This is a genomic window from Hydrogenophaga sp. UC242_50 (genome assembly GCF_042697355.1).
Lineage (GTDB): Bacteria > Pseudomonadota > Gammaproteobacteria > Burkholderiales > Burkholderiaceae_C > Hydrogenophaga.
In genome coordinates this window covers 3770635-3784143 of the sequence record NZ_CP170553.1, presented here as the reverse complement: position 1 = coordinate 3784143, position 13509 = coordinate 3770635, and the positions used below count along the sequence as shown (strand labels likewise).

Below are 13509 nucleotides of genomic sequence, written 5' to 3'. Positions count from 1 at the left end.
GACAAGAACATGGCACTGATTGATGTGAAGGTCCCGGACATCGGGGATTTTGATGAAGTGGCGGTCATCGAACTGCTGGTAAAGGTGGGTGACACGGTCAAGGCCGAGCAGTCGCTGATCACGGTCGAGTCCGACAAGGCCTCGATGGAGATCCCTTCCAGCACGGCCGGCGTGGTCAAGGAACTCAAGGTCGCGCTGGGCGACAAGGTCAAGCAGGGTTCGGTGGTGCTGGTGCTGGAGGCGGCGGGAGAGGCCGCAGCCGCTTCGGCCCCGGCGGCGGCCGCACCGGCGGCAGCCGCTGCACCGGCCTCGGCCCCTGCGGCACCGGCTGCCGCGCCTGCGGCGGCGCCCGCTGCGGCCGCCGGCCCGGTGGAGGTGCGTGTGCCCGACATCGGCGACTTCAAGGACGTCGCGGTGATCGAGGTGCTGGTCAAGCCCGGCGACAAGATCTCGGTGGAGCAGAGCCTGATCACGGTCGAGTCCGACAAGGCCTCGATGGAAATCCCGTCCTCGGCCGCTGGCGTGCTCAAGGAGCTCAAGGTCAAGATCGGCGACACCGTGAACATCGGTGACCTGCTGGCGATTCTGGAAGGCGCCGCTGCCGCCGCAGCGCCGGCGCCCGCCGCCGCACCGACGGCCGCGCCCGCGGCACCTGCTGCCGCAGCGGCAGCACCCCAGGCCGCCACGGCATCGGCGCCCGCCGCCGCCGCACCGGCCCACAACCCCACCGCCACGGCCCCGCTGGGCCTGCCCCACGCCTCGCCCTCGGTGCGCAAGTTCGCCCGTGAACTCGGTGTGCCGCTGGAAGAGGTCAAGGGCAGCGGTCCCGAGGGCCGCATCGTGCTGGACGACGTGCAAGGCTTCACCAAGGCCGTGATGGCCGGCGCCATGCAGACCAAGGCGCAGGCGGCCAAGGCCCCGGCCGGCGGTGGTGGCGACGGCGCGGGCCTGGGCCTGATCCCCTGGCCCAAGGTCGACTTCGCCAAGTTCGGCCCGATCGAGCGCAAGGAGATGGGCCGCATCAAGAAGATCAGTGGTGCCAACCTGCTGCGCAACGCGGTCATGATCCCGGCGGTCACCAACCACGACGACGCCGACATCACCGACCTCGAAGCCTTCCGCGTGTCCACCAACAAGGAAAACGAGAAGAGCGGCGTGAAAGTCACCATGCTCGCCTTCCTGATCAAGGCCTGCGTGGCCGCGCTCAAGAAATTCCCCGAGTTCAACAGCTCGATCGACGGCGATGCCCTGATCTACAAGCAGTTCTGGCACATCGGCTTCGCGGCCGACACGCCCAACGGCCTGATGGTCCCGGTGATCAAGGACGCCGACAAGAAGGGCGTGCTGCAGATCAGCCAGGAAATGGGCGAACTCGCCAAGAAGGCGCGCGAGGGCAAGCTGAGCCCGGCCGAGATGAGCGGGGCGACCTTCACCATCTCCAGCCTGGGTGGCATTGGCGGGCGTTATTTCACGCCCATCATCAACGCGCCCGAAGTGGCAGTCCTCGGCGTGTGCAAGAGCACCATGGAGCCGGTGTGGGACGGCAAGGCCTTCCAGCCGCGCCTGATGCTGCCGCTCTCGCTGACCTGGGACCACCGCGTGATCGACGGCGCCGCCGCCGCCCGCTTCAACGTGTACCTCGGCCAGATCCTCAGCGACTTCCGTCGCGTGTTGCTGTAAAGGACCACGCAGATGGCACTCATCGATATTCAAGTCCCCGACATCGGCGACTTCGACGAAGTGGCGGTGATCGAGTTGCTGGTCAAGCCCGGCGACACGGTCAAGGCCGAACAAAGCCTGATCACGGTCGAGTCCGACAAGGCCTCGATGGAGATTCCGTCTTCCCAGGCGGGCGTGGTCAAGGAGCTCAAGGTCAAGCTGGGCGACAAGGTCAAGCAGGGCAGCGTGGTGCTGACGCTGGAAGCCGCGGGTGAGGCCGCCGCCGCGTCCGCCGCCAGCGCACCGGCACCCGCGCCACAAGCGGCACCCGCCGCGGCGCCGGCTGCGGCCCCGGTGGCTGCGCCGACCGCCGCCAGCTTCGGCGGCAGCGCCGATCTCGAGTGCGACGTGGTCGTGCTCGGCGGTGGTCCTGGCGGCTACAGCGCGGCCTTCCGCGCGGCCGACCTGGGCCTGAAGGTCGTCATCGTCGAGCGCTACGCCACCCTGGGTGGCGTGTGCCTGAACGTGGGCTGCATTCCTTCCAAGGCGCTGCTGCACGTGGCGGCGGTGATGGACGAGGTCAGCCACATGGCGGCGCTGGGCGTGGAGTTCGGCCGCCCGGTGGTCAACATCGAGAAGCTGCGCGGCCACAAGGAAAAGGTGATCGGCAAGCTCACCGGTGGCCTGGCCGCCATGGCCAAGATGCGCAAGGTCACGACCGTTCGCGGTGTCGGTTCCTTCGTGGGCGCCAACCACCTGGAAGTGGAAGAGACCACGGGGGCCACCGGCCAGGAGAAGACGGGCAAGAAGCAGGTGATCGGCTTCAAGAAGGCCATCATCGCCGCCGGTTCGCAGGCCGTGCGCCTGCCCTTCATGCCGGACGATCCGCGCGTGGTGGACAGCACCGGTGCGCTCGCGCTCAAGGAAGTGCCCAAGCGCATGCTGATCCTGGGCGGCGGCATCATCGGCCTGGAAATGGGCACGGTCTACAGCACCCTGGGCGCTCGCCTGGACGTGGTGGAGATGCTCGACGGCCTGATGCAGGGCGCCGACCGCGACCTGGTGAAGATCTGGCAGAAGATGAATGCGCCGCGCTTCGACAACATCATGCTCAAGACCAAGACGGTGTCGGCCAAGGCCACGCCGGCCGGCATCGAGGTGACGTTCGAGAGCGCTGAGCCGGGTGGCACGGCGCCCGCGCCGCAGACCTACGACCTGGTGCTGCAGGCCGTGGGCCGCACGCCCAACGGCAAGAAGATTGGCGCCGAGAAGGCCGGTGTGGCGGTGACGGATCGCGGCTTCATCAACGTCGACATCCAGATGCGCACCAACGTGCCCAACATCTTCGCCATTGGCGACATCGTGGGCCAGCCCATGCTGGCGCACAAGGCGGTGCATGAGGCGCACGTGGCGGCCGAGGTGATCGCGGGTGAACTGCAGGGCAACAAGGAACTGGCCAGCGCGGCGTTCAACGCGCGCGTCATTCCGAGCGTGGCCTACACCGACCCCGAGGTGGCCTGGGTGGGCCTGACCGAGGACCAGGCCAAGGCGCAGGGCATCAAGGTCAAGAAGGGCCTGTTCCCCTGGACGGCCTCGGGCCGCGCCATCGCCAATGGCCGCGACGAAGGCGTGACCAAGCTGTTGTTCGACGACTCGCCCGAGGCCCATGGCCACGGCAAGATCCTGGGCGGCGGCATGGTGGGCACGCATGCAGGCGACATGATCGGCGAGATCGCCCTCGCCATCGAGATGGGCGCGGACGCGGTGGACATCGGCAAGACCATCCACCCCCACCCCACGCTGGGTGAGAGCATCGGCATGGCGGCCGAGATCGCCCACGGCTCCTGCACGGACGTGCCGCCGCAGCGCAAGTAAGCGCCGGGACGCCGGCCAAAGAAGAAGCCGCCAGCCCTCACGGGTCGGCGGCTTTTTTCATGGGCCGCGTTCAGCGAGCCGGGACGCGGCTGGCCAGCGGCGCGCTCCGGTAGTCGGGCAGCAGCTTGCAGGTGTCGCCATACGCGGCCTCGTAGCCCTTGCAGAGTGCTGCGCACCGTCTGGGGCGTGGGCTTCTCGTTCTTGTCGATCCAGTTGAGCAGCGCGGTGAACAGCGCGGGGTACTGCGGATCGCTCAGGTAGCTGTGCTCGGACTCGTCGCTGAAGGTCTGCACCAGCAGGTTGCCCTTGCCCGCGCGATCCAGTGTCTCGCGGTAGGCGGAAGAGAGTTCGACGAACGCGGTCGGGTCGTTGACGGCGTGCAGCGAGAGCACGGGCATGTTGATCCGGCCTTCGGGGTCGCTGTCCTTCGCCAGCTCGGCCACGGCCGCCGGGTCGGCGGTGTAGCGCAGCACGCCCGCGTTCAGGGCCGCGTCGTCCGTGGAGCCGGTGTACCGCACGTTGGCGTTGTTGAACGGGTTGCGGTTGCCCAGGCGCAGCTGCGTCAGATCGCGGAACAGCCAGGTCGCCCAGTTGAGGTGGGCGATCAGCGAGCGCTCGGGGATCTTGATGACGTTGACGATGTTGGCGAGGTTGGTCTTCTGCTGTTCGGTGCGTTGCGCGGCGGGCTTGCGCACGCCGGTGCATTCGTCCACGCGGTTGGCCAGTTCGGCGCGCGTGAGCTTGGCGTCCATGGGCAGGCCCTGCCACAGCGCGTACTGGGGCTCGTCTGCCTTCGGGTGGTTCTTGCACACGTACTGGTAGACCACGCGCAAGTCGATCCGGAAGTCGTAAGCGCGGGTGCCGCCGCCCAGCATGCCGCTGGTGAGCAGCATGCCGTCGTAAGGGCCTTTGACGGGTCCGTTGGGGCCGTCCACCATGGCGTACAGCTCGGCGCCCTTGGCGGCGACCGAGCCGCCGTAGCTTTGCCCGTGCAGGATGGTGCGGCGGGGCGGGCCGAAATGCTTCACGAAGACGCGGCGCACGCGCTCGGTGTCCTCGGCCGCCATGCTCACGCCAAAGCCGCCCCGGCGGTAGGTGGCGCCCGCCCAGGCGTGGCCGGCCTTGACGGTCACGGCCCAGCGTTTGAGGTCTTCCTCGCCGCGCGCCAGCGTGGCCGGGCCGGTGTCGGCGGGGCCGCCATGGGCATGCACCACGAGCACGCCGGTCTCAGGTTTCCACCCGGCGGGCAGGGCGATCCAGTAGAAGCCGCCCAGCCCGTCCTCGCCGGTGTGGCAGGTGGCACCGGCCGGCACTTCGGCGGGGCAGGCGCGGGGCTGAGGGTCGGTGGGCACCTGGGCGATGGCGCCGCCGCTGTGGCCGGCGAGGGCCGCCAGCGCCAGCAGCGCGATGGGGCGAAGGGGCATGAAAGGTCTCCTGTGGTTGTTCGAATCCACGCGGACGATAGGTGCGCCGCCACCCCATGTCAAATATACTGAAACCCGAATTTCAATACCTTTCAGATATGGAAATCAGGCACCTGCGCTACTTCCTGGCCGTCGCCGAGGCCGGCCACATGACCCGCGCGGCCGAGCGCCTGGGCATCCAGCAGCCGCCACTGAGCCTGCAGATCAAGGCACTGGAAAAGGAGCTGGGCGTTGCCTTGTTCCACCGCCATCCCAAGGGCGTGGCGTTGTCGGACGCCGGGCGCCTGTTCGAGCGGGAAGCGCGCCAGCTGGTGGACGACATGGCGGCCATGGAGCAGCGCATGGCGCGCGTGGCGCGCGGCGAACTCGGTGTGCTCCATGTCGGCTTCACCAGCTCCGCCGCCGCGCATGCTTTCACCCCCGAGGCCTTGCGCGCCTGCCGGCGGGCCTGGCCCGGCATCGCACTGTCGATCCGCGAAGACCACGCGGCCGGCATCACCGAGGCGGTGGAGGCGGGGCGGCTGCATTGCGGCCTGATCCGCGTGCCGGTGTCGCAGCCCGAGAGCCTGACCTTCGAGGTGCTGCTGCGCGAGCCGGTGCTGGTGGCGCTGCCCGGCGACCACGCCTTGGCGCGACGCCGGTCGGGCGCGCTGGCGTTGGCGGACCTGCGCGAGGAGGGCTTCATCCTGGTGCGGCAACCCGGTGCCCCGGGGCTGTACGCCAACCTGCTGGCGCTGTGCGAAGCCCATGGTTTTCGTCCGCGCATCGCCGCCGAGGTCGAGCGCATGGTGACCAGCCTGAACCTGGTGGCCGCGGGCGCGGGCATCGCGGTCGTGCCGACCTCCATGAGCGGGCTGCATCCCCACGCGGTGGTCTATCTGCCCTTGCGCGAAGGCACGCCGCTGGATGCGCCGTTGACCCTGGTGTACCGCTCGGCCGAAGCCTCCGGCCCGGCCTCGCATTTCCTCAAGATCGCCCGGGACACGGCGCGCAAGGCCCAGGCGCGCGCGCGACGGGGGCGCACCGTGGCATGAGAGAAGGGCTGTCGCGTCGGCAAGCGATCCCGGCGCTGCTGGCGCTGGCGGGCGTCGTCGGTCCACGGGCCAGCCATGCGCAGCCCGCGTGGCCTTCTCAGCCCTTGCGCATCATCGTCGTGTACCCACCGGGCGGGCTCAGCGATGGCGTCGCGCGTGCGCTGGCCGAGCGCCTGTCGTGGCAACTCGGCGTGGCGGTGCGGGTGGAAAACCGGGGTGGTGGGGGCGGCAGCGTGGGGCTGCAGGCGCTGGCGCGCGCGCCGGCCGACGGACACACGCTGGCCTTCTCGGCGGTCAGCCCCTTGACCCTGCGCCCGCACCTCGGTGCGGTGGGCTACGACCCGTTTCGAGACATCGAGCCGGTGGCCAGCGTGATGTACACGCCCGTGCTGCTGGTGGGCACGCCGACCTTCACCGGCCGGGGCTTTGCGGACTTGCTCGCGCAAGCCAAAGCCCATCCAGGCGCGCTGCGCTGGGCCACCTCCGGCCTGGCCACCGCCGGCCATCTGGTGCTGGAACAGGTGCAGCTGGGCAGCAGCGTGGTGGTCACGCACATTCCGTACAAGGGCGGTGGCCAGCAGCTCACCGACGCGCTGGGCGGGCAGTTCGAGTTGCTGTCGACCAACGTGGCTCCGGCGCAGCTGGCCCACATCGAGGCCGGTCGTTTCAAGCCCCTGGCCGTGGGCGCGCCGCAGCGCCTGGGGGTCTTGCCGCAGGTGCCCACGTTTGCCGAGCTGGGGTTGCCCCAGGCCAATGTCACTTCGCTGTTCGGCCTGTTCGCGCCGGGTGGGACGCCGCCGCAGGTGCTGGACCGGCTGAATGCGGAAATCAACGCGGCGGTGCAGACGCCCCCCATTCGCGAGCGGCTGCTGGCGTCGGACAACCTGCCCGCGCTCGGCGACCGGCCTTCCTTCGCGCGCCGCATTGCCGAGGAATGGCGCAGCAATCGCCAGCTCAAGGGCGCGAACATCAAGATGGAGTGAGCGTCGGGGCGGCGACGCGGTGGCCGTGATGGCCAGGATGGCTCAGGGAGCCTTGTCGGCCACCGGCACGCGGCGCGCGCCATTGAAGCGCTTGTTCCAGTAGGCCATGCGCATGTCTTCCATGCGCACCTGGGCACCGCTGCGCGGGGAGTGGATGAACTTGCCGTCGCCCACATAGATGCCGACGTGGCTGAAGGCCCGGCGCATGGTGTTGAAGAACACCAGGTCGCCCGGCTTGAGTTCGCTGCGGTCGATGGTCTGTGTGGCCGCGGCCTGTTCGTCGGAACGGCGGGGCAGGATCTTGCCCAGCGATTGTTCGTACACCGCGCGCACGAAGCCGCTGCAATCGAAGCCCGTTTCGGCGCTGTTGCCGCCGTAGCGGTACGGCACGTCGAGGAAGGCCATGGCGTTGATCACGAGGCTGGAGGCCTGGTCGCTCACCGTCTCGCGGGCATGCTGCACTTGTTGGCCGATGCGGGCCATCAGGCCCTTGTCGTTGAGCAGCGAGTCCATGTCTTCATAGCCGTTGGTGGTGCCCGGCGCGGCGTGGGCCACGGCCGAACCGCACAGCAGAAGAATGGGGAGCCAACGCGACATAGGGCGTGAGGGTATCGGCGCTGCTGCTGGAAGTCAAGCGAGAATCGAGCGCCAACCCCTTGATTTACAACCACTTTCGTATTCACTTCCTGGCCAGCGGGGCGGCTCGCGACGGAAGGCTGCTGGTGACCGACGGAAGATTCACCATCACGGGCTGGCCGGGCGCGGTGCAGCCGGTGTCGCAGCACTTGCCGGGTTGGCGGTTTTTCGTGATGGCGCGTGCCGGGTCGTGAGGCGATGCGGCAGCGCTGCCGTCGGCCGCCACGCCGCGTTCCAGCAGGCGTTCGACCAGCTCGACCTTGTTGCCCACCGGGTAGTTGCGCCAGATTTCCTGCTTCATGGCGGCCGGTGAACCACCGCCGTGCAGGCTGATCACGCTGTACCAGCCGCCCTGGTAGCCGGCGGTCAGGTCTTCCAGGAAACGCGCCGTCTGGATCCGCTGCTCGTAAGGCACGTCGGGGTTGGCGCGCAGCACGTCCGAGAGTTTCGCGCCGGTTTCGGGGTTGTGGTCTTCGTCCGGGCCGGGCAGGGTGACGATCAGGCCGCCGCTCACGTAGTGGGCGATGCGGTGCATGTCGTAGATCTGCGTTGCGCAGCAGCAGCTTGCCGATGTTGGAGAACACGGGGTCGGGCATGAAGGTCTGGCTGTGCGGGTCGGCCTTGCCATAGACGCTGGCCGCCACACCGCAGGCGTAGAAGCCCTCGGTGATGGTGATCAGTTCCACCATTTGTTCGCGCAGGTGGGTTTCCCGGCCCGGGTCGAAGCCGTTGGCTTCGCACATGAGCGCCCCGGCGCCGATGAGCAGATCGCCAAAGCCGGCGCGCGCGCCGATGCAGGTGTGGCGGTGGTGGGTGGCGTAGCTGTAGGTGAGGTGGCTGGAGTGCTCCCACTCGCCGGCGTAGAACACGCTGTCCCAGGGCACGAACACCCGGTCGAAGATGCAGACGCCGGTGCTCTGCCCGTACTTGCGGCTGAACAGGGCCTCGCCATGTTCGACCTTTTCGCCGGGCCGGCCGGCGGGTCGGGCGACGATGGTCAGGCCCGGTGCGTCGATGGGCACGGCGCAGCAGACGGCGAAGTCGGCGTCCTCGCGGCCCATGTGGCGGCACGGCATCACCAGCAGCTCGTGCACATAGGGCGCGCCGGTGACGATGGCCTTGGTGCCGCTGATGACGATGCCGCGTGCGTTTCTCTCCACCACGTGCACGTAGCTGTCCACGTTGGCCTGCTCATGCGGACGGCGGCTGCGGTCGCCCTTGGCATCGGTCATGCGCACGCCCAGGGTCAGGTCCTGATCCTGCACGCGGTGCAGGTAGTTCAGGAAGCGCTGGGTGTGCTCGGTGGTCCCACGGGCATCGTCGATGCGGGCCGAGACCTGGCCGATGGCGTTGAGCGCGTCGTGGGTGAGGTAGCGCTGGGCGCAACCGGTCTCCTGGCACACCAGGCGCACGGCTTCCAGCTTGTTGAGCAGGTCGCCGCTGCTGGTGTTGATGTGGCTGAGGCGGTTCACCCGGCGGCCGCTGGTCTGCTGGACCGCCGTCATCAGCGGCGCGTACCGGGCTTGGAGGGCCAAGTCATAGGTGAGGGCAATGGCGTTGATCCCGGGTTGCAAACCCGGTTCATCGGCCACGCTGTCCACCGCGCGCCCGTCCACGAACACGCGCGGCTTGCGCTCGCGCAGGGATTCGCGGAAATCCTCGCCGCTCATGAGCGTGGGTGGGTGAGCCAGTGAGTTGTTCATGGGATGGATGCCTCGTGGATAGATTGACGGTCGACGTATTTTTTGCCTCTCGAGCATTGATTTAAACAATGTTCAATAATTTGTGCAAATGTTTAATTTCAGCGATCCATGTTCGTCAGGGCGATAAACTGCGCGCATGGACGTCCATTTGCATGAACTGATCCCCGTGCCCTCGGAGGCCGAGGCAGAGGCCGCGCGAGAACAACAACGCCAACGGCAGCTGCGCCAGGCGGCGCAGTCGGATTCCCGCCGCGCCCTGGTGTTGGAAGCGGCGCGCAGTGTCTTCGCCGAAAAGGGCGTGGAAGGCGCCAGCATCCGGGAAATCGCCAAGCGGGCGGCGTACACACCAGGGGCGATCTACAGCTACTTCGAGAGCAAGGAGGCGATCTACGCCGCGTTGCTGGCCGAATCGCTGGAGCGGCTGAACCAGGAGGTGGCTGCCGCCAAGCCGCCCAAACCCCAACCCCAGGCGGTGCTCGCGGCCAAGGCGCAGGCCTGGTTCGGCTTCTACGCCCGCAACCCTCGCGATCTGGATCTGGGCTTCTACCTGGTGCAGGGGCTGGCCCCACGGGGCCTGACCAGCGAACTGAACCAGCAGCTCAACAGCCGCCTGCACGACGCCCTGCATCCTTGCGAACAGGCCTTGCAGGCCATGGGGCTCTCGCCCGAAGCCGCGCTGCGCGAGAACACCGCGCTCTTCGCCCATGGGGTGGGTTTGCTGCTGTTGCAGCACACCGGCCGCATCCGCATGTTCGGGCAGTCCCCTGATGCGCTGTTCCAGGCCTATGTGGACCAGCTCGTGGCCCGGTTGAGCCCGGGCGATGGCGCTTCAGCTGGTGAACCGGGGCAGGCCGATCTGTTCGGGGGTTGAGGGCATTCGCGGCCACCCCGACCGGCCCTGCGAAAATCCCCGCTTCTCCCCGAAGCCTTAGACGTGAAAGACAAACCGATGCTGCTGGACGCCTCCGATTCCCAACTGGTGCTGGTGGACTACCAGGCCCGCCTGATGCCCGCCATCTTCGAAGGCCCTCAAGTGCTGGCCAATGCCCTGCGCCTGGCGCGCATGGCCCAGGCCCTGCGGGTGCCCACCTGGGGCACCGAGCAGAACCCCGAAAAACTGGGACCCAACCCGCCCGAGCTGCGCGAGCTGTGCCAGAAGACCCTGTCCAAGATGCACTTCGGCGCCGTCTCCGATGGCCTGGCCGACTGGTTGCGCCCTCCCGCGCGTCAGCAGGCGTCCGGCAATGCGCGCAGCCTGCCCAAGCACCTGCAGAAGCCGGCGGCGGCACCAGCCTCGGAGCGCCAGACTGTCGTCGTGGCGGGCTGCGAGGCCCATGTGTGCCTGCTGCAGACCGCGCTGGAGCTGATCGAGCAGGAGTTCGACGTCTGGGTGGTGACGGATGCCTGCAGCTCGCGCACCGAGCGCAACCGAGACGCCGCCTTCGACCGCCTGGCCGGCGCGGGCGCCGAGCTGGTGACCACGGAGATGGTGGCCTTCGAGTGGCTGCGCACGGCCGAGCACCCCGCGTTCCGCGAGATCCAGGCCTTGATCAAATAAGAGAAGCGTGCAGCGGCGCAGGGCGGCGGCCTTGCGCCGTGTCAGCCTCGCGCAAGCGGGCTCAGCATAATTATGAATTCACTTTAGTGCGCGACTTTAGGTCCATCAGCTGCAGGAGACATTCATATGAGTCAGGGCTACGCCGAGTTCTACCGCCGCTCCATCGAGGACCGCGATGCCTTCTGGACCGAACAGGCCGCGCTGGTGGACTGGCACAAGCCCTTCGACCGGGTCTGCAACCACGACCACCCGCCGTTCGCGCACTGGTTCGAGGGCGGGCTGACCAACCTGTGCCACAACGCGGTGGACCGCCACCTTCGGGATCGCGCCGATCAGAACGCGCTGATCTACGTGTCGACCGAGACCGACACCGAGCGCACCTACAGCTTTCGCGAATTGCACGCCGAGGTGCAGCGCATGGCGGCGGTGCTGCTGGGGCAGGGCGTGAAGAAGGGCGATCGGGTGTTGATCTACATGCCCATGATTCCCGAAGCCACCTTCGCCATGCTGGCCTGCGCGCGCATCGGCGCCATTCACTCGGTAGTGTTCGGCGGTTTCGCGAGCCATTCGCTGGCGAACCGCATTGACGATGCATCCCCCGTGGCCATCGTGAGCGCCGATGCAGGGTCGCGCGGTGGCAAGGTGGTCGAGTACAAGCCGCTGCTGGACGAAGCCCTTCGCCTGTCCAGCCACAAGCCGGCGTCGGTGGTCCTGGTCAATCGGGGCCTGGCGCCGATGTCCCTGGTGCCCGGGCGCGACCACGACTACACCGCTCTGCGCGAGCAGCACCTGAACGCGCAGGTGTCCTGCGAATGGATGGAGTCGACCGCCATCAGCTACACGATCTACACCAGCGGCACCACCGGCAAGCCCAAGGGCGTGCAGCGCGATACCGGGGGCTACCTGGTGGCGCTGGCGGCGAGCATGAAGCACATCTTCATGGGCGAACCCGGTGAGACCTATTTCTCCACCAGCGACATTGGCTGGGTGGTGGGCCACAGCTACATCGTCTACGGTCCGCTGATCGCCGGCATGGCGACCATCCTGTACGAAGGCCTGCCGATCCGGCCCGATGGCGGCATCTGGTGGCGGCTGGTCGAGAAGTACAAGGTGACGGTGATGTTCAGCGCGCCCACCGCGGTGCGCGTGCTCAAGAAGCAGGACCCGGCCTACCTGAAGCAGTACGACCTCTCCAGCCTCAAGGCGCTGTTCCTCGCCGGCGAACCGCTGGACGAGCCCACGGCGCGCTGGATCAGCGACGGTCTGGGCGTGCCCATCATCGACAACTACTGGCAGACCGAGAGCGGCTGGCCCATTCTCACCATCGCCAACGGGGTCGAGAAGAAGCCCAGCAAGTTCGGCAGCCCGGGGGTGCCGATGTACGGCTACAGCGTCAAGCTCCTGCACGAGTCCACCGGTGAAGAGCTCACCGGTGCCGATGAGAAGGGCGTGGTGGTGATCGAGGGGCCGACGCCGCCCGGCTTCATGCAGACTGTGTGGAAGGACGACGCGCGCTTCGTCAACACCTACTGGAAGAGCATCCCGGGCAAGCTGGTCTACAGCACCTTCGACTGGGGCATCCGCGACCAGGACGGGTACTTCTACATCCTGGGCCGCACCGACGACGTGATCAACGTGGCGGGCCACCGGCTGGGCACGCGGGAGATCGAGGAGAGCATCTCCAGCCACGCCAACGTGGCGGAGGTGGCGGTGGTGGGCGTGGCCGACCAGCTCAAGGGGCAGGTGGCGATGGCCTTCGTGGTCGCCAAGGACACCTCGGCGCTCGGTGACGAGGCCTCGAAGCTCAAGCTGGAGGGCGAGATCATGAAGCGGGTGGACGAGCAGCTCGGTGCCGTGGCCCGCCCGGCCCGGGTGCGTTTCGTGACCGTGCTGCCCAAGACGCGCAGCGGCAAGCTGCTGCGCCGGGCCATCCAGGCGGTCTGCGAAGGGCGCGATCCGGGCGACCTCACGACCATGGACGATCCCGCCGCGCTGCAGCAGATCAAGGATCTGCTGGCCTGAAACGCAGGGGAGGCCCTGCCGGCGTTCCGGTCGCGTTGGCAGGGCATGGTGGTTCGGGGTGTTTGTAAGTACAATTCATGCTTATATTTACACGAGCAACGACCGCCATGGAACAGATGATCGCGTCCGAAGGCCAAGTGGAAAAAGTCCGCGTGTTTGAACTCGCGGCCGAACTCTTCGGCGTGCTCGCCACCCCCATGCGGCTGCGCATCCTCAGTGCGCTTTGCGACAAGGAGAAGTCGGTTTCCCAGCTGTTGCAGGAAATCGACACCACCCAGCCCAATCTGTCGCAGCACCTGAACCTGCTCTACCGCGCAGGCGTGCTGGCCAAGCGCAAGGACGGCACGCAGGTGATCTACCGCGTGCAGAGCGAAAAGGCCGTTACCCTGTGCCGCACGGTGTGCACCCAGATCGCGATCGAGATGGACGAACCGAGCTCGGTGCCGGCCTCCGAGCGTCTCTCGCCCCGCGTCGCGTCCTGACGAACGGCCCCCGCATCGCATCTTTTTACACAGGGCTGTTCCCGCGGTGGCACAATCGCGGGCTGCAGTCAGGTCCTTCCACAGTCACTGTCGCATCCGCCTAACGGTTCAGCCGTGCCGCGGAAGGTTGTCT

At 67.7% G+C, this 13509-nt stretch carries 9 protein-coding genes and 2 pseudogenes; 8 read left to right on the top strand and 3 right to left on the bottom strand.

All coding sequences use genetic code 11. From position 1 onward, the window contains the following. The first annotated feature begins 9 nt into the window (after window positions 1-9). Together aceF and lpdA are read left to right on the top strand one after the other, a co-directional pair. Window positions 10-1680, top strand: a complete 1671-nt coding sequence (gene aceF, locus ACFJGX_RS19195; RefSeq protein WP_382326807.1) for a dihydrolipoyllysine-residue acetyltransferase — start codon at window positions 10-12, stop codon at window positions 1678-1680. A 12-nt stretch (window positions 1681-1692) separates the two neighbouring features. After that, window positions 1693-3534, top strand: coding sequence for a dihydrolipoyl dehydrogenase (gene lpdA / locus ACFJGX_RS19190; RefSeq protein ID WP_382324409.1), 1842 nt, complete (start codon window positions 1693-1695; stop codon window positions 3532-3534). A gap of 70 nt (window positions 3535-3604) precedes the next feature. Here the strand turns inward: lpdA and ACFJGX_RS19185 are convergent. After that, window positions 3605-4958: pseudogene (locus ACFJGX_RS19185) on the bottom strand (hypothetical protein). Between the two features lie 98 nt (window positions 4959-5056). On the opposite strand from ACFJGX_RS19185, the gene ACFJGX_RS19180 reads away from it, so the two are divergent. Both ACFJGX_RS19180 and ACFJGX_RS19175 read left to right on the top strand, forming a co-directional pair. Continuing rightward, complete coding sequence (locus ACFJGX_RS19180; RefSeq protein ID WP_382324411.1) at window positions 5057-5992, top strand: LysR family transcriptional regulator; 936 nt, start codon at window positions 5057-5059, stop codon at window positions 5990-5992. Further along, a complete protein-coding gene (locus ACFJGX_RS19175; protein WP_382324413.1) occupies window positions 5989-6975 on the top strand; it encodes a Bug family tripartite tricarboxylate transporter substrate binding protein in 987 nt (328 codons plus the stop codon). The genes ACFJGX_RS19180 and ACFJGX_RS19175 overlap by 4 nt, the downstream gene beginning before the upstream one ends. 42 nt (window positions 6976-7017) lie before the next feature. Here the strand turns inward: ACFJGX_RS19175 and ACFJGX_RS19170 are convergent, their stop codons facing one another. Continuing rightward, window positions 7018-7572 carry a C40 family peptidase gene (locus ACFJGX_RS19170; RefSeq protein WP_382158445.1) on the bottom strand — a complete coding sequence of 185 codons (555 nt, stop codon included), beginning with the start codon at window positions 7570-7572 and terminating at the stop codon, window positions 7018-7020. 82 nt (window positions 7573-7654) lie between these two features. Then, window positions 7655-9314: pseudogene (locus ACFJGX_RS19165) on the bottom strand (4-hydroxyphenylacetate 3-hydroxylase family protein). Window positions 9315-9450: 136 nt separating this feature from the next. On the opposite strand from ACFJGX_RS19165, the gene ACFJGX_RS19160 reads away from it, so the two are divergent. The 4 genes from ACFJGX_RS19160 (at window position 9451) to ACFJGX_RS19145 (ending at window position 13376) form a co-directional block, all read left to right on the top strand. Continuing rightward, window positions 9451-10185 (top strand): TetR/AcrR family transcriptional regulator, encoded by a 735-nt coding sequence (locus ACFJGX_RS19160; protein ID WP_382326805.1) that lies wholly within the window; start codon window positions 9451-9453, stop codon window positions 10183-10185. Window positions 10186-10263: 78 nt separating this feature from the next. Next, entirely contained in the window at window positions 10264-10872 is a 609-nt protein-coding gene (locus ACFJGX_RS19155) for an isochorismatase family protein (protein ID WP_382325588.1), read from the top strand. Between the two features lie 126 nt (window positions 10873-10998). Continuing rightward, window positions 10999-12894 (top strand): propionate--CoA ligase, encoded by a 1896-nt coding sequence (locus ACFJGX_RS19150; RefSeq protein WP_382326803.1) that lies wholly within the window; start codon window positions 10999-11001, stop codon window positions 12892-12894. Between the two features lie 107 nt (window positions 12895-13001). After that, window positions 13002-13376, top strand: coding sequence for a helix-turn-helix transcriptional regulator (locus tag ACFJGX_RS19145; protein WP_204731485.1), 375 nt, complete (start codon window positions 13002-13004; stop codon window positions 13374-13376). Window positions 13377-13509 lie beyond the last annotated feature (133 nt).

What these genes read in the sequence shown, in the direction of transcription:
- aceF (WP_382326807.1), top strand. Translation starts at nt 10, where the DNA reads ATGGCACTGATTGATGTGAAGGTCCCGGACATCGGGGATTTTGATGAA.
- lpdA (WP_382324409.1), top strand. Translation starts at nt 1,693, where the DNA reads ATGGCACTCATCGATATTCAAGTCCCCGACATCGGCGACTTCGACGAA.
- ACFJGX_RS19180 (WP_382324411.1), top strand. Translation starts at nt 5,057, where the DNA reads ATGGAAATCAGGCACCTGCGCTACTTCCTGGCCGTCGCCGAGGCCGGC.
- ACFJGX_RS19175 (WP_382324413.1), top strand. Translation starts at nt 5,989, where the DNA reads ATGAGAGAAGGGCTGTCGCGTCGGCAAGCGATCCCGGCGCTGCTGGCG.
- ACFJGX_RS19170 (WP_382158445.1), bottom strand. Translation starts at nt 7,572, where the DNA reads ATGTCGCGTTGGCTCCCCATTCTTCTGCTGTGCGGTTCGGCCGTGGCC.
- ACFJGX_RS19160 (WP_382326805.1), top strand. Translation starts at nt 9,451, where the DNA reads ATGGACGTCCATTTGCATGAACTGATCCCCGTGCCCTCGGAGGCCGAG.
- ACFJGX_RS19155 (WP_382325588.1), top strand. Translation starts at nt 10,264, where the DNA reads ATGCTGCTGGACGCCTCCGATTCCCAACTGGTGCTGGTGGACTACCAG.
- ACFJGX_RS19150 (WP_382326803.1), top strand. Translation starts at nt 10,999, where the DNA reads ATGAGTCAGGGCTACGCCGAGTTCTACCGCCGCTCCATCGAGGACCGC.
- ACFJGX_RS19145 (WP_204731485.1), top strand. Translation starts at nt 13,002, where the DNA reads ATGGAACAGATGATCGCGTCCGAAGGCCAAGTGGAAAAAGTCCGCGTG.